Annotated in this window: 17 protein-coding genes; 9 read left to right on the top strand and 8 right to left on the bottom strand. The window is 65.8% G+C overall.

Going from position 1 to position 19,083, the window contains the following annotated elements; genetic code table 11:
- Positions 1 to 2 precede the first annotated feature (2 nt).
- Positions 3 to 350 (bottom strand): DOPA 4,5-dioxygenase family protein, encoded by a 348-nt coding sequence (locus ACQY8M_RS12245; protein ID WP_428672277.1) that lies wholly within the window; start codon positions 348 to 350, stop codon positions 3 to 5.
- An 86-nt stretch (positions 351 to 436) separates the two neighbouring features.
- Here ACQY8M_RS12245 and ACQY8M_RS12250 point away from each other — a divergent pair, with 86 nt between their 5' ends.
- From ACQY8M_RS12250 to ACQY8M_RS12260, 3 genes are all read left to right on the top strand, one after another.
- Positions 437 to 1,537, top strand: coding sequence for an acyl-CoA dehydrogenase family protein (locus ACQY8M_RS12250; protein ID WP_428672279.1), 1,101 nt, complete (start codon positions 437 to 439; stop codon positions 1,535 to 1,537).
- Between the two features lie 117 nt (positions 1,538 to 1,654).
- Positions 1,655 to 2,878 (top strand): acyl-CoA dehydrogenase family protein, encoded by a 1,224-nt coding sequence (locus tag ACQY8M_RS12255; RefSeq protein ID WP_428672281.1) that lies wholly within the window; start codon positions 1,655 to 1,657, stop codon positions 2,876 to 2,878.
- 136 nt (positions 2,879 to 3,014) lie between these two features.
- Entirely contained in the window at positions 3,015 to 4,589 is a 1,575-nt protein-coding gene (locus tag ACQY8M_RS12260) for an ABC transporter substrate-binding protein (RefSeq protein ID WP_428672283.1), read from the top strand.
- 101 nt (positions 4,590 to 4,690) lie between these two features.
- Here ACQY8M_RS12260 and ACQY8M_RS12265 read toward each other — a convergent pair whose 3' ends face one another.
- On the bottom strand, positions 4,691 to 5,935 hold the full coding sequence (locus ACQY8M_RS12265; protein ID WP_428672285.1) for an LLM class flavin-dependent oxidoreductase: 1,245 nt from the start codon (positions 5,933 to 5,935) through the stop codon (positions 4,691 to 4,693).
- Here ACQY8M_RS12265 and ACQY8M_RS12270 point away from each other — a divergent pair.
- Positions 5,921 to 6,973 (top strand): Ldh family oxidoreductase, encoded by a 1,053-nt coding sequence (locus ACQY8M_RS12270; protein ID WP_428672287.1) that lies wholly within the window; start codon positions 5,921 to 5,923, stop codon positions 6,971 to 6,973. The two genes, ACQY8M_RS12265 and ACQY8M_RS12270, sit on opposite strands and share 15 nt — an antisense overlap.
- 45 nt (positions 6,974 to 7,018) lie before the next feature.
- On the opposite strand, the gene ACQY8M_RS12275 is transcribed toward ACQY8M_RS12270, so the two are convergent.
- From ACQY8M_RS12275 to ACQY8M_RS12290, 4 genes are all read right to left on the bottom strand, one after another.
- Positions 7,019 to 7,786 (bottom strand): SDR family NAD(P)-dependent oxidoreductase, encoded by a 768-nt coding sequence (locus tag ACQY8M_RS12275; protein ID WP_428672289.1) that lies wholly within the window; start codon positions 7,784 to 7,786, stop codon positions 7,019 to 7,021.
- Between the two features lie 104 nt (positions 7,787 to 7,890).
- Positions 7,891 to 8,856, bottom strand: coding sequence for a tripartite tricarboxylate transporter substrate binding protein (locus ACQY8M_RS12280; protein WP_428672291.1), 966 nt, complete (start codon positions 8,854 to 8,856; stop codon positions 7,891 to 7,893).
- A 19-nt stretch (positions 8,857 to 8,875) separates the two neighbouring features.
- Positions 8,876 to 10,375 carry a tripartite tricarboxylate transporter permease gene (locus ACQY8M_RS12285; protein ID WP_428672293.1) on the bottom strand — a complete coding sequence of 500 codons (1,500 nt, stop codon included), beginning with the start codon at positions 10,373 to 10,375 and terminating at the stop codon, positions 8,876 to 8,878.
- A gap of 2 nt (positions 10,376 to 10,377) precedes the next feature.
- Positions 10,378 to 10,851 (bottom strand): tripartite tricarboxylate transporter TctB family protein, encoded by a 474-nt coding sequence (locus ACQY8M_RS12290; protein ID WP_428672295.1) that lies wholly within the window; start codon positions 10,849 to 10,851, stop codon positions 10,378 to 10,380.
- 97 nt (positions 10,852 to 10,948) lie between these two features.
- Here ACQY8M_RS12290 and ACQY8M_RS12295 point away from each other — a divergent pair, with 97 nt between their 5' ends.
- Both ACQY8M_RS12295 and ACQY8M_RS12300 read left to right on the top strand, forming a co-directional pair.
- On the top strand, positions 10,949 to 11,719 hold the full coding sequence (locus ACQY8M_RS12295; RefSeq protein WP_428672297.1) for a glucose 1-dehydrogenase: 771 nt from the start codon (positions 10,949 to 10,951) through the stop codon (positions 11,717 to 11,719).
- Between the two features lie 130 nt (positions 11,720 to 11,849).
- The gene (locus ACQY8M_RS12300) at positions 11,850 to 13,151 is read left to right on the top strand and encodes an LLM class flavin-dependent oxidoreductase (RefSeq protein WP_428672299.1); all 1,302 of its coding nucleotides are present in this window, start codon (positions 11,850 to 11,852) and stop codon (positions 13,149 to 13,151) included.
- Positions 13,152 to 13,171: 20 nt separating this feature from the next.
- Here the strand turns inward: ACQY8M_RS12300 and ACQY8M_RS12305 are convergent, their stop codons facing one another.
- Together ACQY8M_RS12305 and ACQY8M_RS12310 are read right to left on the bottom strand one after the other, a co-directional pair.
- Positions 13,172 to 13,582: a RidA family protein gene (locus tag ACQY8M_RS12305; RefSeq protein ID WP_428672301.1), complete on the bottom strand. Its 411-nt coding sequence runs from the start codon at positions 13,580 to 13,582 to the stop codon at positions 13,172 to 13,174.
- Positions 13,583 to 13,624: 42 nt separating this feature from the next.
- Positions 13,625 to 14,083, bottom strand: coding sequence for a flavodoxin family protein (locus ACQY8M_RS12310; protein ID WP_428672303.1), 459 nt, complete (start codon positions 14,081 to 14,083; stop codon positions 13,625 to 13,627).
- Positions 14,084 to 14,097: 14 nt separating this feature from the next.
- Here ACQY8M_RS12310 and ACQY8M_RS12315 point away from each other — a divergent pair, with 14 nt between their 5' ends.
- From ACQY8M_RS12315 to ACQY8M_RS12325, 3 genes are all read left to right on the top strand, one after another.
- Positions 14,098 to 17,436, top strand: coding sequence for a carboxyl transferase domain-containing protein (locus tag ACQY8M_RS12315; RefSeq protein WP_428672305.1), 3,339 nt, complete (start codon positions 14,098 to 14,100; stop codon positions 17,434 to 17,436).
- A 62-nt stretch (positions 17,437 to 17,498) separates the two neighbouring features.
- Positions 17,499 to 18,080, top strand: coding sequence for a 3-keto-disaccharide hydrolase (locus tag ACQY8M_RS12320; RefSeq protein ID WP_428672307.1), 582 nt, complete (start codon positions 17,499 to 17,501; stop codon positions 18,078 to 18,080).
- A complete protein-coding gene (locus ACQY8M_RS12325; RefSeq protein ID WP_428672309.1) occupies positions 18,080 to 19,054 on the top strand; it encodes an SDR family NAD(P)-dependent oxidoreductase in 975 nt (324 codons plus the stop codon). Before ACQY8M_RS12320 ends, ACQY8M_RS12325 begins: the two co-directional genes overlap by 1 nt.
- Positions 19,055 to 19,083 lie beyond the last annotated feature (29 nt).

The following is a 19,083-nucleotide window of genomic DNA, read 5'->3' on the forward strand; positions in this document are numbered from 1 at the left end:
GGTCAGTCCTTTTTCTTCGTGAAGATATCGAGGGCCAGCGGCACCGACTTGCCGATCCACACCGCGCGGTCGCGATGGTCCTCGAGGTCGTGGCCGGTGTTGGGATGGATGAAGACAATGAGGTCGCCGTGGTTGAGGGTCAGCCACGAGATCATCGGCCCGATCTGCTCGTTTCGGACCGTGACCTGGTAGCTGAACATCGGATGCGGGCCGACCGGCCGCTCATGGAAGCGGCCCATCTGGATCTCGAATTCCTTCTCGATCCGCTCGCGCAACGCCCAGGCGGGATCGCGCGTCGCCGGATCGAAGTAGACATGAGCATGCCAGTCTCTGATTTCTGCCGTGTTCATCGTCTCACCTTATCACAACGCCCAACCCGCCTGACGGAACCTAGAGCCGTTCCCCGGACCCGGTTCGCTTGCTAGGCTCAACCATCATGAACTTCGATTTCTCAGACGACCAGAAGCTGCTCAAGGAGCAGGTCCGCAAATTCCTCACCGACAAGTGCCCGACGAAAGTCGTGCGCCGCGTGCTGGACGGACAGGAAGCGTATGCCGAGGAGGTCTGGAAGGGCCTCGTCGAATTGGGCGTGCCGGGCGTCGGCATTCCGGAAGCGTATGGCGGGCTGGGCCTTTCGCCGCTCGAGCTCTGCGTCGTTGCGGAGGAGATCGGCCGCGCCGCCGCGCCGGTGCCGTTCGACACCTCTGTCGTGCTGGCGACGGAAGCAATCAAGCTCGCGGGCTCTGAAGCGCAGAAGAAGAAGTGGCTGCCCGAGCTCGCTTCGGGCAAGGCCATCGGCACGCTCGCCGTCGCCGAGGGCCCGCAGCCGCCACGGCCGCGTAATCTCACCACTACGTTCGGCGGCGGTTTCCTCAACGGCAGGAAGGTGCCGGTGGCGGATGGTGATGCGGCGACCTTCGCCGTCGTGGTGGCGAAGAACTCGCTCGCGCTGGTCGATCTCTCGCAGAAGTCCGTGACGAAGAAGCGGGTCGAGACGATCGATCCGGCGCGCAAGCATGCCGAGCTCACCTTCAACGGCGCGTCGGCCGAGCTGCTCGGCGCCGAGGGCGAGGGCTGGAGCCTGCTCGAACGGCTTTACGATGCCGCGGCGGTGTACTTCGCCTTCGCGCAGGTCGGTGGCGCGGAATCCGCAATGTGGATGGCGCGCGACTATGCCCTGCAGCGCCAGGCGTTCGGCCGAGCCATCGGCTCGTACCAGGCGATCAAGCACAAGCTGGCCGACTGCTACGTCAAGCTCGAGCTGGCGCGATCAAACGCCTATTACGGCGCAATGATGCTGACCGACGGCGGGGCGGACCTGCCGCTGGCGGCGGCGGCGGCGAGGATTGCCGCGACCGAGGCCTACGACTTCGCCTCGAAGGAGAACATCCAGACCCACGGCGGCATCGGCTTCACCTGGGAGGCCGATACGCAGTTCCACTACCGCCGCGCGCGCGTGATGGCACTGTCGCTCGGTGGGCCGATGGCTTGGAAGGACAAGCTGGTCACCCGGCTGGAGCAGAAGAACGCGGCTTGAACGTAGTGCTGTCGTCCTGAGCGCAGCGAAGGACCTAGCGCATGCCCACGGAACTCCGCTGGGGTTGACGCCAGGTCCTTCGGCTTCGCCTCAGGACGACGAAGACTGGAGGAAGAAATGGACTTCAACGACACACCCGAAGAGGCCGCCTTCCGCAAGGAAGTGCGCAGCTGGCTCGATGCCAATGCGACGCGCAAGAGCGACGACAAGCAGGCTTTCCGCGCCCGCAACGACGATCCCGAGCTGCTCAAGAAAGCCAAGGAGTGGCAGGCCAAGGAGGCCGCCGCCGGCTACGCCCGCATGACCTGGCCAAAGGAGTTCGGCGGCCGTGGCGCGTCGCCGATCCTGCAGGTGATCTACCAGCAGGAGAAATCGAACTTCCTGGTGCCGCTCGGCTTCTTCGACATCGGGCTGGGCATGTGCATCCCGACCATGATGGCCTATGCCTCCAAGGAGCATCTGGAGCGCTACGTGAAGCCCGCGCTGTATGGCGAGGAGGTCTGGTGCCAGCTCTTCTCCGAGCCGGCCGCCGGCTCCGACGTGGCCGGCATCCGCACGCGAGCGGAGCGTGACAGCGACGGCTGGGTCATCAACGGCCAGAAGGTCTGGACCTCGGGCGCGCATTATTCCGACTACGGCATCATCATCACCCGCACCGACCCGAACGTGCCCAAGCATCAGGGCCTGACGATGTTCTTCCTGTCGATGAAGACGCCGGGCGTCGAGGTGCGGCCGATCAAGCAGATGTCCGGCGGCGCCAACTTCAACGAGGTGTTCTTCACCGACGTGCGCATTCCCGACACGCAGCGGCTCGGCAAGGTCGGCGAGGGCTGGAAGGCGGCGCTCACCACCTTGATGAACGAGCGGCTGGCGGTCGGCCTGCCGTCGGGCGGCCTCGACATCGACGAGCTGATGGAGCTGGCGCGCGACACCGACCTCGATGACGGGCCGGCGATCCGCAACCAGCAGGTCCGCGGCAAGATCGCCGACTGGTACGTCCAGCAGCAGGGGCTCAAGCTGACCCGCTACCGCACGCTGACGGCGCTGTCGAAGGGCCAGACGCCAGGGCCGGAGTCGTCGATCATCAAGATCGTGGCGGCACCCAAGATGCAGGACATGGGCGCGTTCGCCATGGAGCTGATGGGCCCCGCCGGTATCATGAAGGAGGACGTGCCGCAGGCGGCCGGCTTCCAGGCGCAGTGGATCGGCGGCGCCGGCTTCCGCATCGCCGGCGGCACCGACGAGATCCTGCGCAACATCGTCGCCGAGCGCGTGCTCGGCATGCCGGCGGATGTGCGCGTCGACAAGGACATCCCGTTCAATAAGCTGACGCGCTCTTAGCGCGTCAGCGCTGATGCCTCACGACGGATAGCGCCGCCGAATCCCTGTTGTCGGCGGCTGGCCTGCCTGCCACAGTCCCACTGCATTGCGTATATGTTGTGTCGCGTTGCGTTGTCCCAGGACGACGGAGAACGCCATGAACGGACGACAGCTCACGCGTTTGCTTCTCGTTGTGCTTGCGTTGTTGGCGAATGCCGTGTCGGCTCGGGCCGAGACGGTGCTGCGTGTCGTGATGAACTCGGATCTCAAGATCATCGATCCGATCTGGAGCGGCGCGTACGTTACCCGCGACCACGGCTACATGATCTACGACACTCTGTTCGCGACTGATGCGAACGGCGAGATTCGGCCTCAGATGGTCGAGCGCACGGAGGTCTCGTCGGACGGGCTCACCTATGCTTTTACCCTGCGCGACGGATTGAAGTGGCACGACGGCCAGCCGGTGACGGCCGAGGACTGCGTTGCCTCGATCCAGCGTTGGGCGACGCGCGATGCCGTGGGCCAGAAGCTTATGAATGTCACCGCTTCCGTCACGGCCCGGGACGCGAAGACGATCGAACTGAAACTCAAGGAGCCGAGCGGGCTCGTATTGCCGGCCCTGGGCAAGCCTGACGTCAACGTGCCCTTCATGATGCCCAAGCGCATCGCCGAGACACCGGGCAATGCCCAGATCACCGACACCGTGGGGTCGGGCCCGTTCATCTTCAGGCGCGAACTGTGGCGGCCGGGCCAGATCGCCGTCTATGTGCGCAACCCCGACTACAAGCCGCGGAACGAGCCTGTTTCGCGGCTCGCCGGCGGCAAGCGCGCCCTGGTCGACCGGATCGAATTGCATGCGATGTCCGACCATCTGCAGGCGATCAACGCGCTGCTGGCGGGCGAGATCGACCTCATCGAGGCGCCGCCTTTCGACCTGCACCGCCTGCTCGAGCGCGACCGCAACATCCAACTCATGACGCTCAGCCCGGTCGGCAGCCAGAACGTCTTTCGCATCAACCATCTGCACAAGCCGTTCGACAATCCCCGCATCCGTCAGGCGCTCTGGTACGCCTTCAACCAGGAGGATTTCCTGAAGGCCGTCGTCGGCGACCCGGCGAGGTACAAGGTCTGCAAGATGCTGTTCATCTGCGGCACGACCTACGCGTCCGAGAAGGGCACGGCGGGGCTCCTGGAATCGAACTTCGACAAGGCCAGGGCGCTGCTGAAGGAGGCCGGCTACGACGGAACGCCGGTCGTCCTGCTGCAGTCGAGCGATCTGTTCTGGCAGACCAACCTCGCTCCTGTTGCCAAGCGGTTGATGGAGCAGGCCGGCTTCAAGGTCGACATGCAGGCCATGACCTGGCAGAGCATCGTCATCCGCGGCGCCAACAAGAGCCCGCCCGAAGCGGGAGGTTGGAATGCCTATCTCGTCTCGCCGTCGGCGATGGGTCTCGTCAATCCGGTCTCGAACATCCTCCTGAACTCTTCCTGCGAGAAGGCGCTGAGCGGCTGGCCCTGCGATCCGGAGATGGAGAAGCTGCGTGACCTGTTCGCGCGCGAGACCGATCCGGCGAAGCTGAAGGCAATCGCCGAAGCCGCGCAGCTTCGCGCGTTCGAATGGACGCCCTATGTCCACCTCGGCGAATGGCGCTTGATCTCCGCCGCTCGCAAGAATGTCACCGGCTTCATATCGGCCGGCCCCACCGTATTCTGGAACGTCGAGAAGCATTGAGTCCCGGTACGAAACCGCCGAGACAGCGGAAGGAAGTAGCCGATCCTCGTCGACCGGGCCTGCTTGGACGGGCTTTGGCCCGCTGCGAAGGCAAATGCGCCTCAGACGCCGGCAATCACCTCCGCCCATTCCTCGAGCATCGCGGAATGGCCGTGACGGATGTGAATCGAAAAGTCGGTGTAGCCCGCCGCTTGCAGCTCGCGCAGCCGTTCCTGTAGCGCCGGCCTGGTGCCGGTAATGGTCACGGCACGGATCAGCTCGGCGGTGCATACCTGATGCTCCTCCGGGCGCAGGAACATCAGGTGGCCGCGGTGGTTCTCCAGGTAGCGCGCATCGGCCGGCTCGTAGCGCTCATAAATCTTCCGGTATTGCTCCACCAGAGGCGCGAGTGCCGGCGGGATGCCGCGGCCGAGATCGCCGAACTGTTCCAGCTCGACAAGGTTGTGCAACACGATGGTCGCGTGCGGGCCCGCTTGCGCGCGGGCGCGCGGGCTGTCGAATGGCTCACCCTCGGCAAGCACACAGCCTCCGCAGAATGCCGTGGCGACACGCGTTGCCGGTTCGATGCCGGCCGAGCGCCAGGCGACCTGCATTGCCGCGATCGCCGCCTTCGCTGCGTCGATGTAGCCGACGCCGTTGATCCAGTGTGCGCCGAGCTCGGCCGTGAGCGTCCGGGCCCGTGGGCCGAGCGCGGAAATATGCAGCGGAATCGGGTCGCGGTTGTTGACCACGCCAATGTCGTGACTCAGGAACCGGATCTTCCGCTCGGCGCCCTCGAACTCCCATTGCACCATCTCGCCGGCGATCAGCCGCTGGACCTGCTCGATGTAGCGCCGCATGTCGGCGAGCCGGACCGGACCAACGCCCATGGTGCGCCGAGCGGTGAAGCCGGTGGAGATGCCGAAGTCGATACGCCCCGGCGCGAGAGCATTGAGCGACATGAGAGCGCTGGCCGCGACTGGCGCGATGCGGTTCGACGGGATCAGCACGCCGGTTCCCAGACGGATCCTGGACGTCGTCACCGCCGCCGCGCCCATGGCGACGAAGATCTCTGCGTTGAGCAACTGCGTATCGTAGAACCAGGCACGCGTGAAGCCGAGCTCTTCGGCGCGCTTCACCACCTTCCATGAATCGGCAGCTGTGGCGAGATTGATCCCGTACTCCATCCGTCGACCTTCCCGATGGCAGAACCGATTGTCAAATCGGCAACCTGGCGCTCGATGGCTTTCGGTCCGCGGCCGTGGCCGGCGCGTCGGCGTGCGCCATGGATGCTGCCTGGAGGGACATTGAGTGGTAGCCTCGGGGCTGTGCGCAAGGCCTGAGGGGACACCATGCCGATCATCCAAGCTGATCGTCTCTCGCGCATCGGCGCGGCATTGTTGAGGGCGACCGGCGCCTCCGATGAAGAGGCGCGCGCGGTCGCCGATGGTTGCGTGAACGCCAACCTCGCCGGCCACGACTCACATGGCGTGATCGGAATCCCGACCTATATCGATCGTGTGAAAGCCGGCCACATCGTGCCGGGCGCGGAGTGGACCATCGTGCGGGAGTCGCCCACGACGACGGTGATCGATGGTCACTGGGGGTTTGGCTTCCACGTCAACGCAAAGGCGATGGCCCTCACGATCGAGAAGGCCAGGACGGCCAATGTCGCGGCCTGCACGGTGTTCCGTCAAAGCCACGTCGGCCGGCTCGCGGCCTATCCGATGATGGCGATACGCGAGGGCATGATCGGGCTTGCCACCGCTGATTCCGGTCGCTCGCCCAAGCACGTCGCGCCGTTCGGAGGTCGGGAGCCGCGCCTCGGCACCAATCCGCTTTCGATCGCGGTACCTTCGGATCTCGAGGGTCCCTTTTATCTCGATATGGCGACCTCGGCGGTTGCGGCCGGAAAGATCTCGCTGGCTGTCGCGCGTGGCGAGCAAATCCCGACGGGCTGGATCATCGATGCTGCCGGTCGGCACACGACGGACCCCACGGATTACCGCAAGGGCGGCGCGCTGCTGCCGCTGGGCGGCACCGAGGGCTACAAGGGAAGTGGCCTCGCCGCGATGGTCGAGGTGCTGTGCGGATTGTTGACGGGCCTGGGATTTGGCGTCGAGCCGACCGGCCGTCACAATGACGGATGCTTCATGGCCGTGTTCAATGTCGCCGCGTTCCGGCCCTTGCAGGATTTCAAGAAGGAAGTGGCCGAGTTCGCGCGCTATCTCCAAGCCACAGCACCGTCCGGAGGATCGAAAGGCGTGCTTTATCCCGGCGAGATCGAATATTTGCGCGAGCAGGAGCGTCGGAGAAACGGCATCGAGGTCGAGGACGCGACCTGGGACAGGCTGCGCGCGCTCGCTACCGAATACAGGATCGCTGACGAGCTGGGTCTTGCCTGAGCGCAGCAATCGCCGCCCGACCGAGCGGCGCTTCCCGTCCCGCTCTCACGCCGCGTAGTAACCTCCATCGACCACCTGCGACGCGCCTGTCATGAACGAGGCACGATCGGAGCACATCCAGACCACCGCCTCGGCAATCTCCTCGGGCACGCCGAGCCGGTTCATCGGGACCTTGGGCATCAACTTCTCGTAACGTTCGCCCATGATGGGATCTGTCATCGGCGTCTTGATGTAGCCGGGGTTGACGCAGTTTACGCGGATGTTCTCGCGTGCGTACTCCATCGCCGCCGTCTTGGTGAGCCCGACCACGCCGTGCTTGGCGGCGACATAGTTGGCCGATGTCGGCAGGCCGACCAGACCGGCGACCGACGCCGTGTTGACGATCGCTCCGCCGCCCTGCTTCAGCATCTGGACGATCTCGTGCTTCATGCACAGGAACACGCCGGTCAGGTTGATTGCGATCATGCGGTCGAACGACTGGCGGGTCATCTCGTGCGTGCGCAGGCCGGGCTGGCCGGCACCCCGCGACGCAATGCCGGCATTGTTGAACGCGCAGTCGAGCCTGCCGAAAGCCGCGACGCTGCGCGTCACCATGGCTTCGATCTGCGCCTCGTCCGAGACGTCGACGGCTATCGCGATCGACTGGCCGCCCGCTGCGTTGATCATCGCCACCGTCTCGGCGGCGCCCGTCTCGTTCTGGTCCGCGATGGCGACACGCGCGCCCTCGCGGACCATGGCGAGTGCCGTCGCCCGACCGATGCCGGACGCGCCGCCGGTCACCAGCGCGCTCTTGCCGTCCAGAATTCCAGCCATCCTGCCCTCCCGTTCGCTTGCGCCGCCTTCGGCATCGACTCGGCCGCACGATTCCGATTGGGGAGAACGCTACTCCCACCCGACCGAGCCTGCCTGTCGCGCTCCTAGCGCATCCTTAGTGCCCACTCCGTGTACTTCGCCGCCTGTGCGTGCAGGTCGGCATAGTACTTGGCGTATTCCGCGCCGACCATCGGCTTGAAGCCCAGGCCCGCCTCCTCGAGCTTCTGGATGTGGTCGGGGTTCTGCATCGCCTTCAGCAGCCCGGCTTCGAGCGCCTTGATGACGTCGGGCGGTGTGCCCTTCTGCACGCCGATGCCGCGCGTCGAGGAGGAGATGATGGTCGGATAGCCGAGCTCCTTGGCGGTCGGCACGTCGGGCAGGAACTTGGAGCGCTCGTTGTCGAGCACCACCAGCCCGCGCAGCTCACCGGAACGTATGCGCTTGAAGACGCCGCCGACATTGTCGAACGCCACGTCGACATGGCCACCCATCACGCCGGTGATCTGCTGTGCGCCGCCATCGAAGTGAACGATGCGGAAGTCGACCTTCGCGGCCTCGTTTGTCATCAGGATGGCGAGGTGGTCGTCGCTCAGGATGCCGGTGGTGCAGGCGCTGACTTTGCCCGGGTTCTTCTTCGCGCCCTCGATCAGGTCGGCGAAGGTCTTGTAGGGGCTGTCGGCTTTCACCCAGACGAGACCGGGATCGAGGACCTGGTTGATGACCGGTATGAACGCATCGATGCCGAATATCGCCTTGCGCTCGGGATCGAGGATGATGGTGTTGATGCCAGGCAGGTTGAGGAAGGCGAGCGTGTACCCGTCCGGGCGCGCCCGTGCGGCTTCTGTGAACCCGAGCTGGCCGCCGGCGCCCGCTTTGTTGACGACCACGACCGGCTGGCCGAAAACCTTCTCCGCCGAAGCGGCGACGATGCGCGCCCCGATGTCGGTGCTGCCGCCGGCCGGGAAGGCGACGATCATCTGGATCGCCTTGCGCGGGAAGTTCTGGGCGAGTGCAGGGCCTGCCAACGCGGCGGCGCCCGAGGCAGCGATCAGGGTTCGGCGATTCAACATGGTTCCCTCCTGTTTGATTTCATTCGGCGTCGGCTTGCCGGACCGGGGCGAAGGCTCGCGGCTTCAGCAGCATGAAGCCCAGCACGAGCACGGGAACGGCGAGCAGCGCGAGCGCCAGCGGCCGATCGAGGAAGATGGCGAAGCTGCCGGCCGAAATCTCGAGCGTGGTCCGCAAGGAGCGCTCCATCATCGGCCCCAGGATCAGCGCCAGGATCGCGGGCGCCAGTGGCAAGTCGAGCTTGCGCAGCAGGTAGCCCAGCACGCCGAAGCCCAGCATGATCCAGACGTCGAAAAGGCTCTGCTTCAGCCCGTAGGCGCCGATCACGCAGAAGATCAGCACGCCCGTGCACATGTAGCTGAACGGGATCTTGAGCAGCTTGGCCCACAGCCCGACCAGCGGCAGGTTGAGGATCAGCAGGATCGCGTTGCCGACGAAGAAGCTGGCGATCACCGTCCACACCAGCTCGGGCCGCTCGGTGAAAAGGAAGGGGCCGGGCGTAATGCCGTTCACGATGAAGGCGCCCATCAGCACCGCGATGGTCGGCGAGCTCGGCACGCCAAGGGCCAGCAGCGGCACCATCGAGGCATTGGCATAGGCGTTGTTGGCAGTCTCGGCCGAGGCCACGCCCTCGATCGCGCCGTTGCCGAAGCGCTCCGGAGTCTTGGAGACGCGCTTCTCCAGCACGTAGGCCATGAAGGTCGGCACGATCGCTCCGACACCGGGGATCAGGCCGAGCACGAAGCCGACGATCGTGCCGCGGCCGATCGCGCCGGCCGAGGCGCGCCATTCCTTCTTCGTCGGATTCCACTTCTTGAGATCGGCCTCGATCATGCGCGTCTCGCGCCTTTCGGCTGCGATCAGCAGCTCGCCGATGCCGAAAAGGCCCATCACCACCGGGATGAAACCGATGCCGTCATAGAGCTCGGGCAGCCCGAAGGTGAAGCGCGGCGCGCCGCGCACCGGGTCGAGGCCGATCATCGCGAGCAGCAGGCCGAGCACGGTCATCAGCAGCGCGGCCAGCAGGTTCTTACCCGCCAAGCCAATCACAAGGCAGAGTCCAGCCACCATCAGGCCGAAGAATTCGGCCGGCCCGAATTTCAAGGCGAGCTGCGCGAGCGGAATGGCGACCACGACCAGCGCGATGGTGGCCGCGGTGCCGCCGACGAACGAGCCGATCGCGGCGATGGCGAGCGCCGAGCCAGCGCGGCCCTGGCGCGCCATGGCGTAGCCGTCGATGCAGGTTATGACCGACGCCGCCTCGCCCGGCACGTTGATCAGCACCGAGGTGATCGTACCGCCGTACATCGCGCCGTAGTAGATGGCGCAGAGCATGATGATGGCGCCGGTGGCGTCGAGGCTGAAGGTGAGCGGGATCAGGATCGCGGTGCCTGCCGCCGGCCCGAGGCCGGGCAGCAGGCCGATCAGGGTGCCGAGCATGCAGCCGGCGAACGCGAACATCAGGTTGCCGGGGCTCATCGCCGCGCCGAGGCCCGCCATCAGGTGCTGGAAGGCGTCCATCGTCAGAGCCCCAGCAGGCCGGCCGGCAGGAGCACGTCCAGCCAGCGGGTGAAGACGTAGTGCACGCCGAAGCTGCCGGCGAGGGCGAACAGGCCGATGGCGAGCCAGCGCCGCTCGCCCAGCGCCACCAGCAAGACGGCGTTGAAGCCGAGCATGGCGAGCTGGAAGCCCAGCACCTCCATCAGCAGCGTGGTGACGGCGAGCGTTCCGATGATTGCGCCGATGCGCCGTGCGCCGTAGCCGCGCGGCAGGATCGGCTCGGCGTCCGGCGGATCGGCTGGAGCACGGTAGACGCCGACCAGCAGTGCGAGCGAGAAGCCCGAGCCGATCAGCGAGAGCCAGAACGGAAAGAAGCCCGGACCCGGCCCGAGCTTATCGGTGAGGGCGAGCAGGGACGATTGCCAGAGGGCAAACAGGCAGAGCGCCAGCATGACGCCGGTCGCGATCAGCCAGCCCTGACGGGCGCCTGATGGCATGGCCGTTTCTCCCCGTGGTTCTTTGGTCGTCTTCTGTCTTGCCCGACCATAGCCAGCTTGGGATGGTTTGCACAACGACTGACGGAGGAAACGACAAATGAACAGGCTGGATGGCAAGATCGCGTTTCTGTCGGGGGCGGCGCGTGGCATCGGCGGGGCGACGGCGAGGCGCATGGTCGAGGCCGGTGCCAAGGTGGCCATCGGCGACGTGCTCGACGAGACCGGCCGCAAGCTCGCGCAGGAGATCGGTGCACTCTATGTCCATCTCGACGTCACCCAGGAGGCGAGCTGGGCGGACGCAATGGACGCCACGGTGAAGCACTACGGCAAGCTCGACGTGCTGGTGAACAATGCCGGCATTTTCGTCGGCAAGGGCATCGAGGACGCCTCGCTCGACGACTGGCACAAGCTCGTCGCGGTGAACCTGACCGGCGTGGTGCTGGGCACGCGCGCGGCGCTGCCGCACCTCAAGAAAACCAAGGGCAACATCGTCAATCTCGCCTCGATCGCGGGACTCGTCGGCTCGCAGCTCGATCCGCTCTATTCGCTGACCAAGGGCGGCGTGACCCTGTTCACCAAGTCGACCGCGCTGGAGTTCGGTCGCAAGGGCTACGGCATCCGGGTCAACTCGATCCATCCCGGCCTGATCCAGACCGACATGGGCGAGAAGACCTTCGTGATGCGCGCTCAGCAGGTCGGCACCAACGATACCGAGCAGGCGCGCAAGAACACGCTCGCCCTTCACCCGATCGGCCGGCTCGGCGAGGCCGACGACATCGCCAAGGGCATCGTGTTCCTGGCGTCGGACGATGCGAGCTTCATGACCGGCGCAGGCCTCGTCGTCGACGGCGGCTGGACGGCGCACTAGTGCCGTCGTCGCGAGTGTGCAGTGTCATCCCGAGCGTAGTGAGGGATCTATGGGTTGCAGCATAGATCCCTCGCTACGCTCGGGATGACACCGAGACTGAGCCAACATCGGACTCATAGGAGAAGGCCACATGCGTTTCGGACTTCTGTACGAGCACCAACTGCCGCGCCCGTGGACCGGCGACTCCGAGCACAAGCTGTTCAAGGACGCGCTCGCCCAGGTCGAGCTCGCCGACCGGCTCGGCATAGATCATATCTGGGAGGTCGAGCATCACTTCCTCGAGGAATACGCGCATTCCTCGGCGCCCGAGGTCTTCCTCGCTGCCTGCGCCGCGCGCACAAAAAACATTCGCATCGGCCACGGCGTGGTGCTGGCGCCGCCCGGCTACAACCATCCGGCGCGCGTGGCAGAGCGCATCGCGACCCTCGACCTGATCGCCGACGGAAGAGTCGACTGGGGCACCGGTGAATCGGCCTCGAGGGTCGAGCTCGAAGGCTTCGGCATCGATCCCGAGCAGAAGAAGGCGATGTGGGCCGAGGCGGTCGAGCAGACCGCCAACATGATGGCGATGAGCCCGTATCCCGGCTTCCGGGGCAAATACTTCTCCATGCCGGTGCGCAACGTGGTCCCGAAGCCGCTGCAGAAGCCGCATCCGCCGATCTGGGTCGCCTGCTCCAAGCGCGAGACGATCCACGCCGCGGCGCGTGCCGGCATCGGCGCGCTCACCTTCGCCTTCGTCGATCCGGCGGAAGCGGGCAAGTGGGCACACGAATACTATGACATCATCAAGAGCGACCAGTGCGTGCCGATCGGCCATACCGTGAATGCCAACATCGCCATGGTGACCGGCTTCTCAGTGCACGAGGACGCAGCCGAGGCGCGGCGGCGCGGCTCGGAGGGCTTCCAGTTCTTCGGCTATTCGCTCGGCCACTATTACGTCTACGGCCATCACCAGCCGGGCACGACCGACATCTGGGAGCGCTTCGAGGCGGCGAAGGATAAGCTCCCGGCGGCGGGGCGCGGCAGCGGCATCGGCACACCGGCCGAGCTGACCCAGCATCTGCGCCAGTACCAGGAGGCCGGCGTCGACCAGGTCGTGTTCATCCAGCAGGGCGGGCGCAACAAGCACGAGCATATTTGCGAGGCGCTCGAGCTTTTCGCCGCCCAGGTGATGCCCGCGCTCAAGGCCGACCAGGCCGCGCGCGATGCGAAGAAGCAAGCCGAGCTCGCGCCCTTCATCGAGGCGGCGCTCAAGCGCAAGAAGCGGATGGCCCCGGTGGAGGCGTCGGCGATTCCCACCGTCTCGGCCTATGGGCGCAGCGTCGTGCAGGCCGAGCAGGCGACGGAAGGCCCTACGCACCACGTCAATGCCGACATCGCGGTGATGATGACCGATGTCGCCGAAGACAAGAAGAAGCAGGCCGCCGAGTAATCTGTCTCCGGGCCGCTCGCTCAATCCGGAATGACGACGTCGACGTCAAACTCGACAAGCATGTCGGCCATCGCGAGCCCGGAGATGATGAGGCCGGTGCCGCAGGGGGCGATCCCGTGCAAGTGGCGGGCGACGGTATTGTAGACGGGATCGCGGTGCGCGCGGTCGAGCAAATACGTCGTCACCTTGCAGACGTGCTCGAGCGTCCCGCCGGCTTCCTCGATGAGGATCTTGAGGTTCTTCATCGCCTGGTCTGCCTGCGCGGCAGGGTCGTCCTTGCCGTGGAATGTCCCATCGAGGTCGAAGCCGGTCAGACCGGCGATAAACAGGCTGCGCCCGCTCGCGCGGACCATCAGCGACACGTCGTAATCGATCTTCTGGTTTGGCCAGCGGCCCATCGTGTTGAATCGGCGAAAACGTTCGTGGGCCATGCTCGTCCTTCCGGTCTTGCGGGGCGGTGCGCACCGCGGTCGCTAAAAGATGCCGGCGGCAAGGCCGGCCGCCATTGCGGCCCCGAGCTCCTCGCACTGCTCGACGAAGGCGGGCTGCCAGGGGCCGCGGCAGATCAGCGGCTCCTGCACGGCCCGCCAGCGCAGGCCGGTCAGGATGGTCTCGACACCGCGCCGCGTGCCGGTGCCGTCGCTGCCGGCGCGGATATAGAGGGCGCAGGGCAGGCCTTGGGTGCGTTCCAGCAGGGGATTGTAGGAGCGGTCGAAGAAGTCCTTCAGCGCGCCGCTCATGTAGCCGAGGTTCTCGGTGGTGCCGAGGATGACGGCCTGCGCGGCCAGCACATCGTCCGGCCCGGCCTGCAGGGGAGCCGCGACCACGGCGTCAATGCCGGTTTCGCTCCGCGCACCCCGTTCCACGGCGGCGCGCAACGCCCGAGTGTTCTCCGACGGGGCATGTGCCACGATCAGCAGCCGTTTCGTCATAGCCAGGTTCTAACATGATCAAGAGACTTCTGATCGCCAATCGCGGCGAGATCGCCATTCGCATCGCCCAGGCGGCATCGGAGCTCGGCATCGCCACGGTCGGCATTTTTTCCGAGGACGATGCCGCCTCGCTGCACGTGAAACGGGTCGACGAGGCGGTGGCGCTCAAGGGGCGCGGCGCGTCAGCCTATCTCGACATCGCCGCAGTGGTCGCGGCCGCGAAGAGCACCAGGTGCGACGCGATCCATCCAGGCTACGGCTTTCTGTCGGAGAATGCCGGCCTGGCCCGCGCCTGTGCCGAGTCGAACATCACCTTCGTCGGTCCGACACCCGAGCAGCTCGAGTTGTTTGGAGACAAGGCGCGGGCGCGCGCCCAGGCCGAGAAGAGCAAGGTGCCGGTGCTGCCGGGCACCGATGGCCCGGTCGATGTCGCGGGCGCAACGGCATTCTTCAAGACGCATGCAAAGTCCGGAATTGCTCTCAAGGCGATCGCCGGGGGCGGCGGTCGGGGCATGAGGCTGGTCACGCAGGAAGGCGAGATCGCCGACGCCTTCGAGCGCGCGTCTGCCGAGGCGCGGTCTGCCTTCGGCAATGGCGCGCTGTACGCGGAACGGCTGGTACGCCAGGCGCGGCACATCGAGGTGCAGATCGTCGGCGACGGCAAGGGCGGCATCGCAGCATTGGGCGAGCGGGAATGCACCCTGCAGCGGCGCAGCCAGAAGATCGTCGAGCTGGCGCCAAGCCCGCATTTGAAGCCCGCGATGCGCAAGAAGATCGTCGATGCCGCGACCGCGATGGCCAAGGCCGTGAAATATCGCAGCCTCGGCACCTTCGAGTTTCTGGTCGACGGCAGCGCGTTCTTCTTCATCGAGGCCAATCCGCGCCTGCAGGTCGAGCACACCGTCACCGAGGAAGTGTGGGGCGTGGACCTCGTACAGGCCCAGCTGCGCGGCGAGCTGCAGGTGGGCGCCGCGCCACACGGCGCTGCCATCCAGCTTCGCGTGAACATGGAAACGATGACCGCGGACGGCTCGGCCAAGCCCGGGGGTGGGACTCTCACCGTGTTCGAGCCGCCGTCGGGACCGGGCGTGCGCGTCGACGCCTACGGTTACGCCGGCTACCGCACCAATCCCAACTTCGACTCGCTGCTTGCCAAGGTGATCGTCAAGGCAGCGACTTTCGAGGCAGCCCTGGCGCGGGCGGAGCGGGCCCTGGCGTCGTTCCGTCTGGAAGGCGCACCTTCCAACATAAGCTTCCTGCGGGCACTGCTCGCCGACAAGGACGTGCGGGCGGACAAGGTTCATACGCGCTTCGTCGATGAGCATGCGGGGAAGCTGATCGCGGCAGCCGCCATGGTGGACCGCGGGCGGTATTTCGAGGCGGCCCCGGTTCAAGCAGCCGCGGCGCCTCCGGCCGGCAGCCGGCAGGTTGGCGCGCGCGTGGATGCGGTGGATCCGCTGGCGGTGCTGGCGTTCGGCAAGACGGCGGCCCAGCCGGAGCCGGCCGCGGCCGGCGATGCCCCGGAAGGAACGGTGCCGGTGCCCGCGCCGATGCAGGGCACGATCGTCAGCCTGTCGGTAAAGGAGGGCGATGCCGTCGCGGCAGGCCAGCCGCTTCTGATCATGGACGCCATGAAGATGCAGCACGAGATCAAGAGTCCCGCGCGTGGCTACGTCCGGCGCATCGCGGTCGAGGCCGGCGAAACGGTCTACGAAGGCCATGCGCTGCTGTTCGTCGAGGAAGCCGATGTCGAGGTGAAGGGCACGGCGGTCGAGGAGAAGATCGACCTCGACCATGTCCGGCCCGATCTTGCCGAGTATTTCGAGCGTCGCGCGATGACGCTCGACGACAAGCGGCCCGATGCGGTGGCGCGTCGGCGTAAGACCAACCAGCGCACGGCGCGGCAGAACCTCGACGATCTCGTCGATCCCGGCTCGTTCGTCGAATACGGTGCCTTCGCCATCGCCAGCCAGCGCACGCGCCGCACGATCGAGGACCTGGTCGAGAAGACGCCGGCGGACGGATTGATCACCGGTATCGGGCGGATCAACGGTTCGCTGTTCGGGCCGGACAAGTCGAGGGTTGCCGTTGCGCACTACGACTACACGGTGCTCGCCGGCACCCAGGGCAAGACCAACCACCACAAGAAGGACCGGCTGTTCGAGATCGTCGAGGACCAGCGCATTCCGCTGGTCTTCTTCACCGAGGGCGGCGGCGGCCGGCCGGGCGACGTCGACGTGCAGTCGGTCGCCGGCCTCAACACCATGGCGTTCCATATATTCGGTCGGCTGAGCGGTGTGTCGCCGCTGGTCGGCATCAATTCCGGCCGCTGCTTCGCCGGGAATGCGGCGCTGCTGGGCTGCTGCGACGTGGTGATCGCGACGAAGAACTCGACGATCGGCATGGGCGGGCCGGCGATGATCGAAGGTGGCAATCTCGGCGTGTTCGCGCCCGAGGAAGTCGGCCCGATGAGCGTGCAGGTGCCCAACGGCACGGTCGACATTGCCGTCGAGGACGAGGCGGAAGCCGTCGCCGTCGCCAAGAAGTATCTTTCGTATTTTCAGGGCGTTTTGCCGGAGTGGCGGGCCGCCGACCAGCGGCTGCTGCGCCGCGCCATCCCGGAGAACCGGCTGCGCGTCTACGACGTGCGCGACGTGATCGGCACGTTGTGCGACGAAGGCTCGGTGCTGGAGATCCGCCGCGCCTTCGGCCTCGGCATGGTGACGGCGCTCGGCCGTATCGAGGGCAAGCCGTTCGGGATCGTCGCCAACAATCCGATGCATCTCGCCGGTGCCATCGACTCGGACGGCTCGGACAAGGCGGCGCGCTTCATCCAGCTGTGCGATGCCTTCGATCTGCCGGTGCTGTTCCTGTGTGACACGCCGGGAATGATGGTCGGGCCGGAGGTCGAGAAGACGGCGCTCGTGCGGCACTGCTCGCGGCTGTTCGTGACGGGCGCCAATCTCGGCGTGCCGTTCGGCACCATCGTGCTGCGCAAGGCCTATGGGCTGGGCGCCCAGGCGATGGCCGGCGGCTCGTTCCATGCCGGCACCTTTGCGATCTCCTGGCCGACCGGCGAATTCGGCGGCATGGGGCTCGAAGGGGCGGTCAAGCTCGGCTATCGCAAGGAGCTCGAGGCGATCGCCGATCCGACCGAGCGCCGCGCCACCTTCGACAAGATGGTCGCCAACGCCTATGCGCGCGGCAAGGCACTCAGCACGGCAACTTATTTCGAGGTCGACGAGGTGATCGACCCGGCCGATTCGCGACGCTGGATCGCCACCGCCCTGCTGGGAGCGGAGCGCAAGCCGCGACACAGCCGAAAGCGGCGCCCCAATATCGACACGTGGTAGGTGCCGACGGCTTTTTCGGTTGCTATGGTTATGACGATAACAAGGCAAAGGGAGAAAACGCCATGAAGCGTATGATTGCCATTGCTGCCTGCGTTGCGTCGCTCAGCGTTGCTGCATCCGCCCAGGAAAAGTGGATCACCGTTGTCGACGGCAAGACGATGGGCGACTTCGGCAAGGTCGGTGCCGCCAACTGGCGGATCGAGGACGGCGCGCTGGTCGCCGACAAGCTCGAGGGGAAGGATCCCTCCTACCTGGTGACCAAGGAGAAGTACAAGGACTTCCAGATCCAGGCCGAGTTCTGGGCCGACGAGGACGTAAACAGCGGCATCTTCATCCGCTGCAAGAGCCCCACGGTGATCAACGCCAAGGACTGCTACGAGGTGAACATCTTCGACAAGCGTCCCGACCCGACCTACGGCACCGGAGCGATCGTCGACGTTGCCAAGGTCGTGCCGATGCCCAAGGCCGCCGGCAAGTGGAACACCTTCGACATCACCGCCAAGGGCGACCATCTCGTGGTCGTCTTCAACGGCCAGAAGACGGTCGACGTGACCGATAAGCAGCTCCTCGACGCGGGGCCGATCGCGCTTCAGTACGGCTCCGGCTCACTCAAGTGGCGCAAAGTCCAGATAAGGGCACTCTGATGAAAGACCTGTCGGGCCGTCTGGCCGTTGTAACCGGTGGCGGCTCGGGAATGGGCCGCGAGCTGGTGCGTCAGCTCGTGGCCGAGGGCTGCAGCATCGCGACCTGCGACGTCTCCGCGAGCGGGCTGGCGGAGACCAAGCGCCTGTGCGAGCAGGAGCGCCTGCCACAGGGACTCAAGATCACCACCCATATCGTCGACGTCGCCGACGAGGCACAGGTGCTGAAGTTCCGCGACGAGGTCGGGACCCTGCACGACACCGACCGCATTCACCTGCTGTTCAACAACGCGGGCATAGGCGGCGGTTCGTCGATGTTCGTCAACAGCCGCGACGAATGGGAGCGGACCTTCAACATCTGCTGGGGCGGCGTCTATCTCTGCACGCGTGCTTTCCTCCCGATGCTGCAGAAGGCCGACAAGGGCCACATCATCAACACCAGCAGCGTCAACGGCTTCTGGGCGCAGATCGGCGTCCATATCCCGCAGACCGCCTACGCCGCCGCCAAGTTTGCGGTGAAGGGCTTTTCGGAGGCGCTGCAGACCGACCTCCGGCTGAACGCACCGCACATCAAGTGCTCTGTCGTGATGCCCGGCCATATCGGCACCGGCATCGCCTCGAACACCGGGAGGGTCCAGAGCGGCAACACGGAAAGCGATGCCCTGACGCCCAAGCAGATCGAGCAGGCGAGAGCCCGCATCAAGGCCATGGGCATGGACGAGTCAAAGCTGTCGAATGCCCAGGTCGAGCAAATGATCCGCGAGCGCGCCCGTAAGTTCCTCGAGGAAGCGCCGATGACCGCCGCTCAGGCCGCCACGGTCATACTCGACGGGGTCAAAGAAGACCGCTGGCGCATCCTGGTTGGCGAGGATGCCAAGAAGATCGACGAATGGGTGAGACGGACTCCGGAGCAGGCCTACGATGTCGACTTCTTCGAGCGCTTTGCGGCCGAAGCCGGCTGGAAGATTGCGCGCTAGCGATGCAGCGGCCTACGCGGTGGGGGCCG

It is taken from the genome of Reyranella sp. (assembly GCF_965279465.1).
GTDB lineage: Bacteria > Pseudomonadota > Alphaproteobacteria > Reyranellales > Reyranellaceae > Reyranella.

What these genes read in the sequence shown, in the direction of transcription:
- ACQY8M_RS12325 (WP_428672309.1), top strand. Translation starts at nt 18,080, where the DNA reads ATGAAAGACCTGTCGGGCCGTCTGGCCGTTGTAACCGGTGGCGGCTCG.
- ACQY8M_RS12285 (WP_428672293.1), bottom strand. Translation starts at nt 10,375, where the DNA reads ATGGACGCCTTCCAGCACCTGATGGCGGGCCTCGGCGCGGCGATGAGC.
- ACQY8M_RS12260 (WP_428672283.1), top strand. Translation starts at nt 3,015, where the DNA reads ATGAACGGACGACAGCTCACGCGTTTGCTTCTCGTTGTGCTTGCGTTG.
- ACQY8M_RS12290 (WP_428672295.1), bottom strand. Translation starts at nt 10,851, where the DNA reads ATGCCATCAGGCGCCCGTCAGGGCTGGCTGATCGCGACCGGCGTCATG.
- ACQY8M_RS12310 (WP_428672303.1), bottom strand. Translation starts at nt 14,083, where the DNA reads ATGACGAAACGGCTGCTGATCGTGGCACATGCCCCGTCGGAGAACACT.
- ACQY8M_RS12270 (WP_428672287.1), top strand. Translation starts at nt 5,921, where the DNA reads ATGCCGATCATCCAAGCTGATCGTCTCTCGCGCATCGGCGCGGCATTG.
- ACQY8M_RS12275 (WP_428672289.1), bottom strand. Translation starts at nt 7,786, where the DNA reads ATGGCTGGAATTCTGGACGGCAAGAGCGCGCTGGTGACCGGCGGCGCG.
- ACQY8M_RS12250 (WP_428672279.1), top strand. Translation starts at nt 437, where the DNA reads ATGAACTTCGATTTCTCAGACGACCAGAAGCTGCTCAAGGAGCAGGTC.
- ACQY8M_RS12315 (WP_428672305.1), top strand. Translation starts at nt 14,098, where the DNA reads ATGATCAAGAGACTTCTGATCGCCAATCGCGGCGAGATCGCCATTCGC.
- ACQY8M_RS12305 (WP_428672301.1), bottom strand. Translation starts at nt 13,582, where the DNA reads ATGGCCCACGAACGTTTTCGCCGATTCAACACGATGGGCCGCTGGCCA.
- ACQY8M_RS12280 (WP_428672291.1), bottom strand. Translation starts at nt 8,856, where the DNA reads ATGTTGAATCGCCGAACCCTGATCGCTGCCTCGGGCGCCGCCGCGTTG.
- ACQY8M_RS12300 (WP_428672299.1), top strand. Translation starts at nt 11,850, where the DNA reads ATGCGTTTCGGACTTCTGTACGAGCACCAACTGCCGCGCCCGTGGACC.
- ACQY8M_RS12295 (WP_428672297.1), top strand. Translation starts at nt 10,949, where the DNA reads ATGAACAGGCTGGATGGCAAGATCGCGTTTCTGTCGGGGGCGGCGCGT.
- ACQY8M_RS12320 (WP_428672307.1), top strand. Translation starts at nt 17,499, where the DNA reads ATGAAGCGTATGATTGCCATTGCTGCCTGCGTTGCGTCGCTCAGCGTT.
- ACQY8M_RS12245 (WP_428672277.1), bottom strand. Translation starts at nt 350, where the DNA reads ATGAACACGGCAGAAATCAGAGACTGGCATGCTCATGTCTACTTCGAT.
- ACQY8M_RS12255 (WP_428672281.1), top strand. Translation starts at nt 1,655, where the DNA reads ATGGACTTCAACGACACACCCGAAGAGGCCGCCTTCCGCAAGGAAGTG.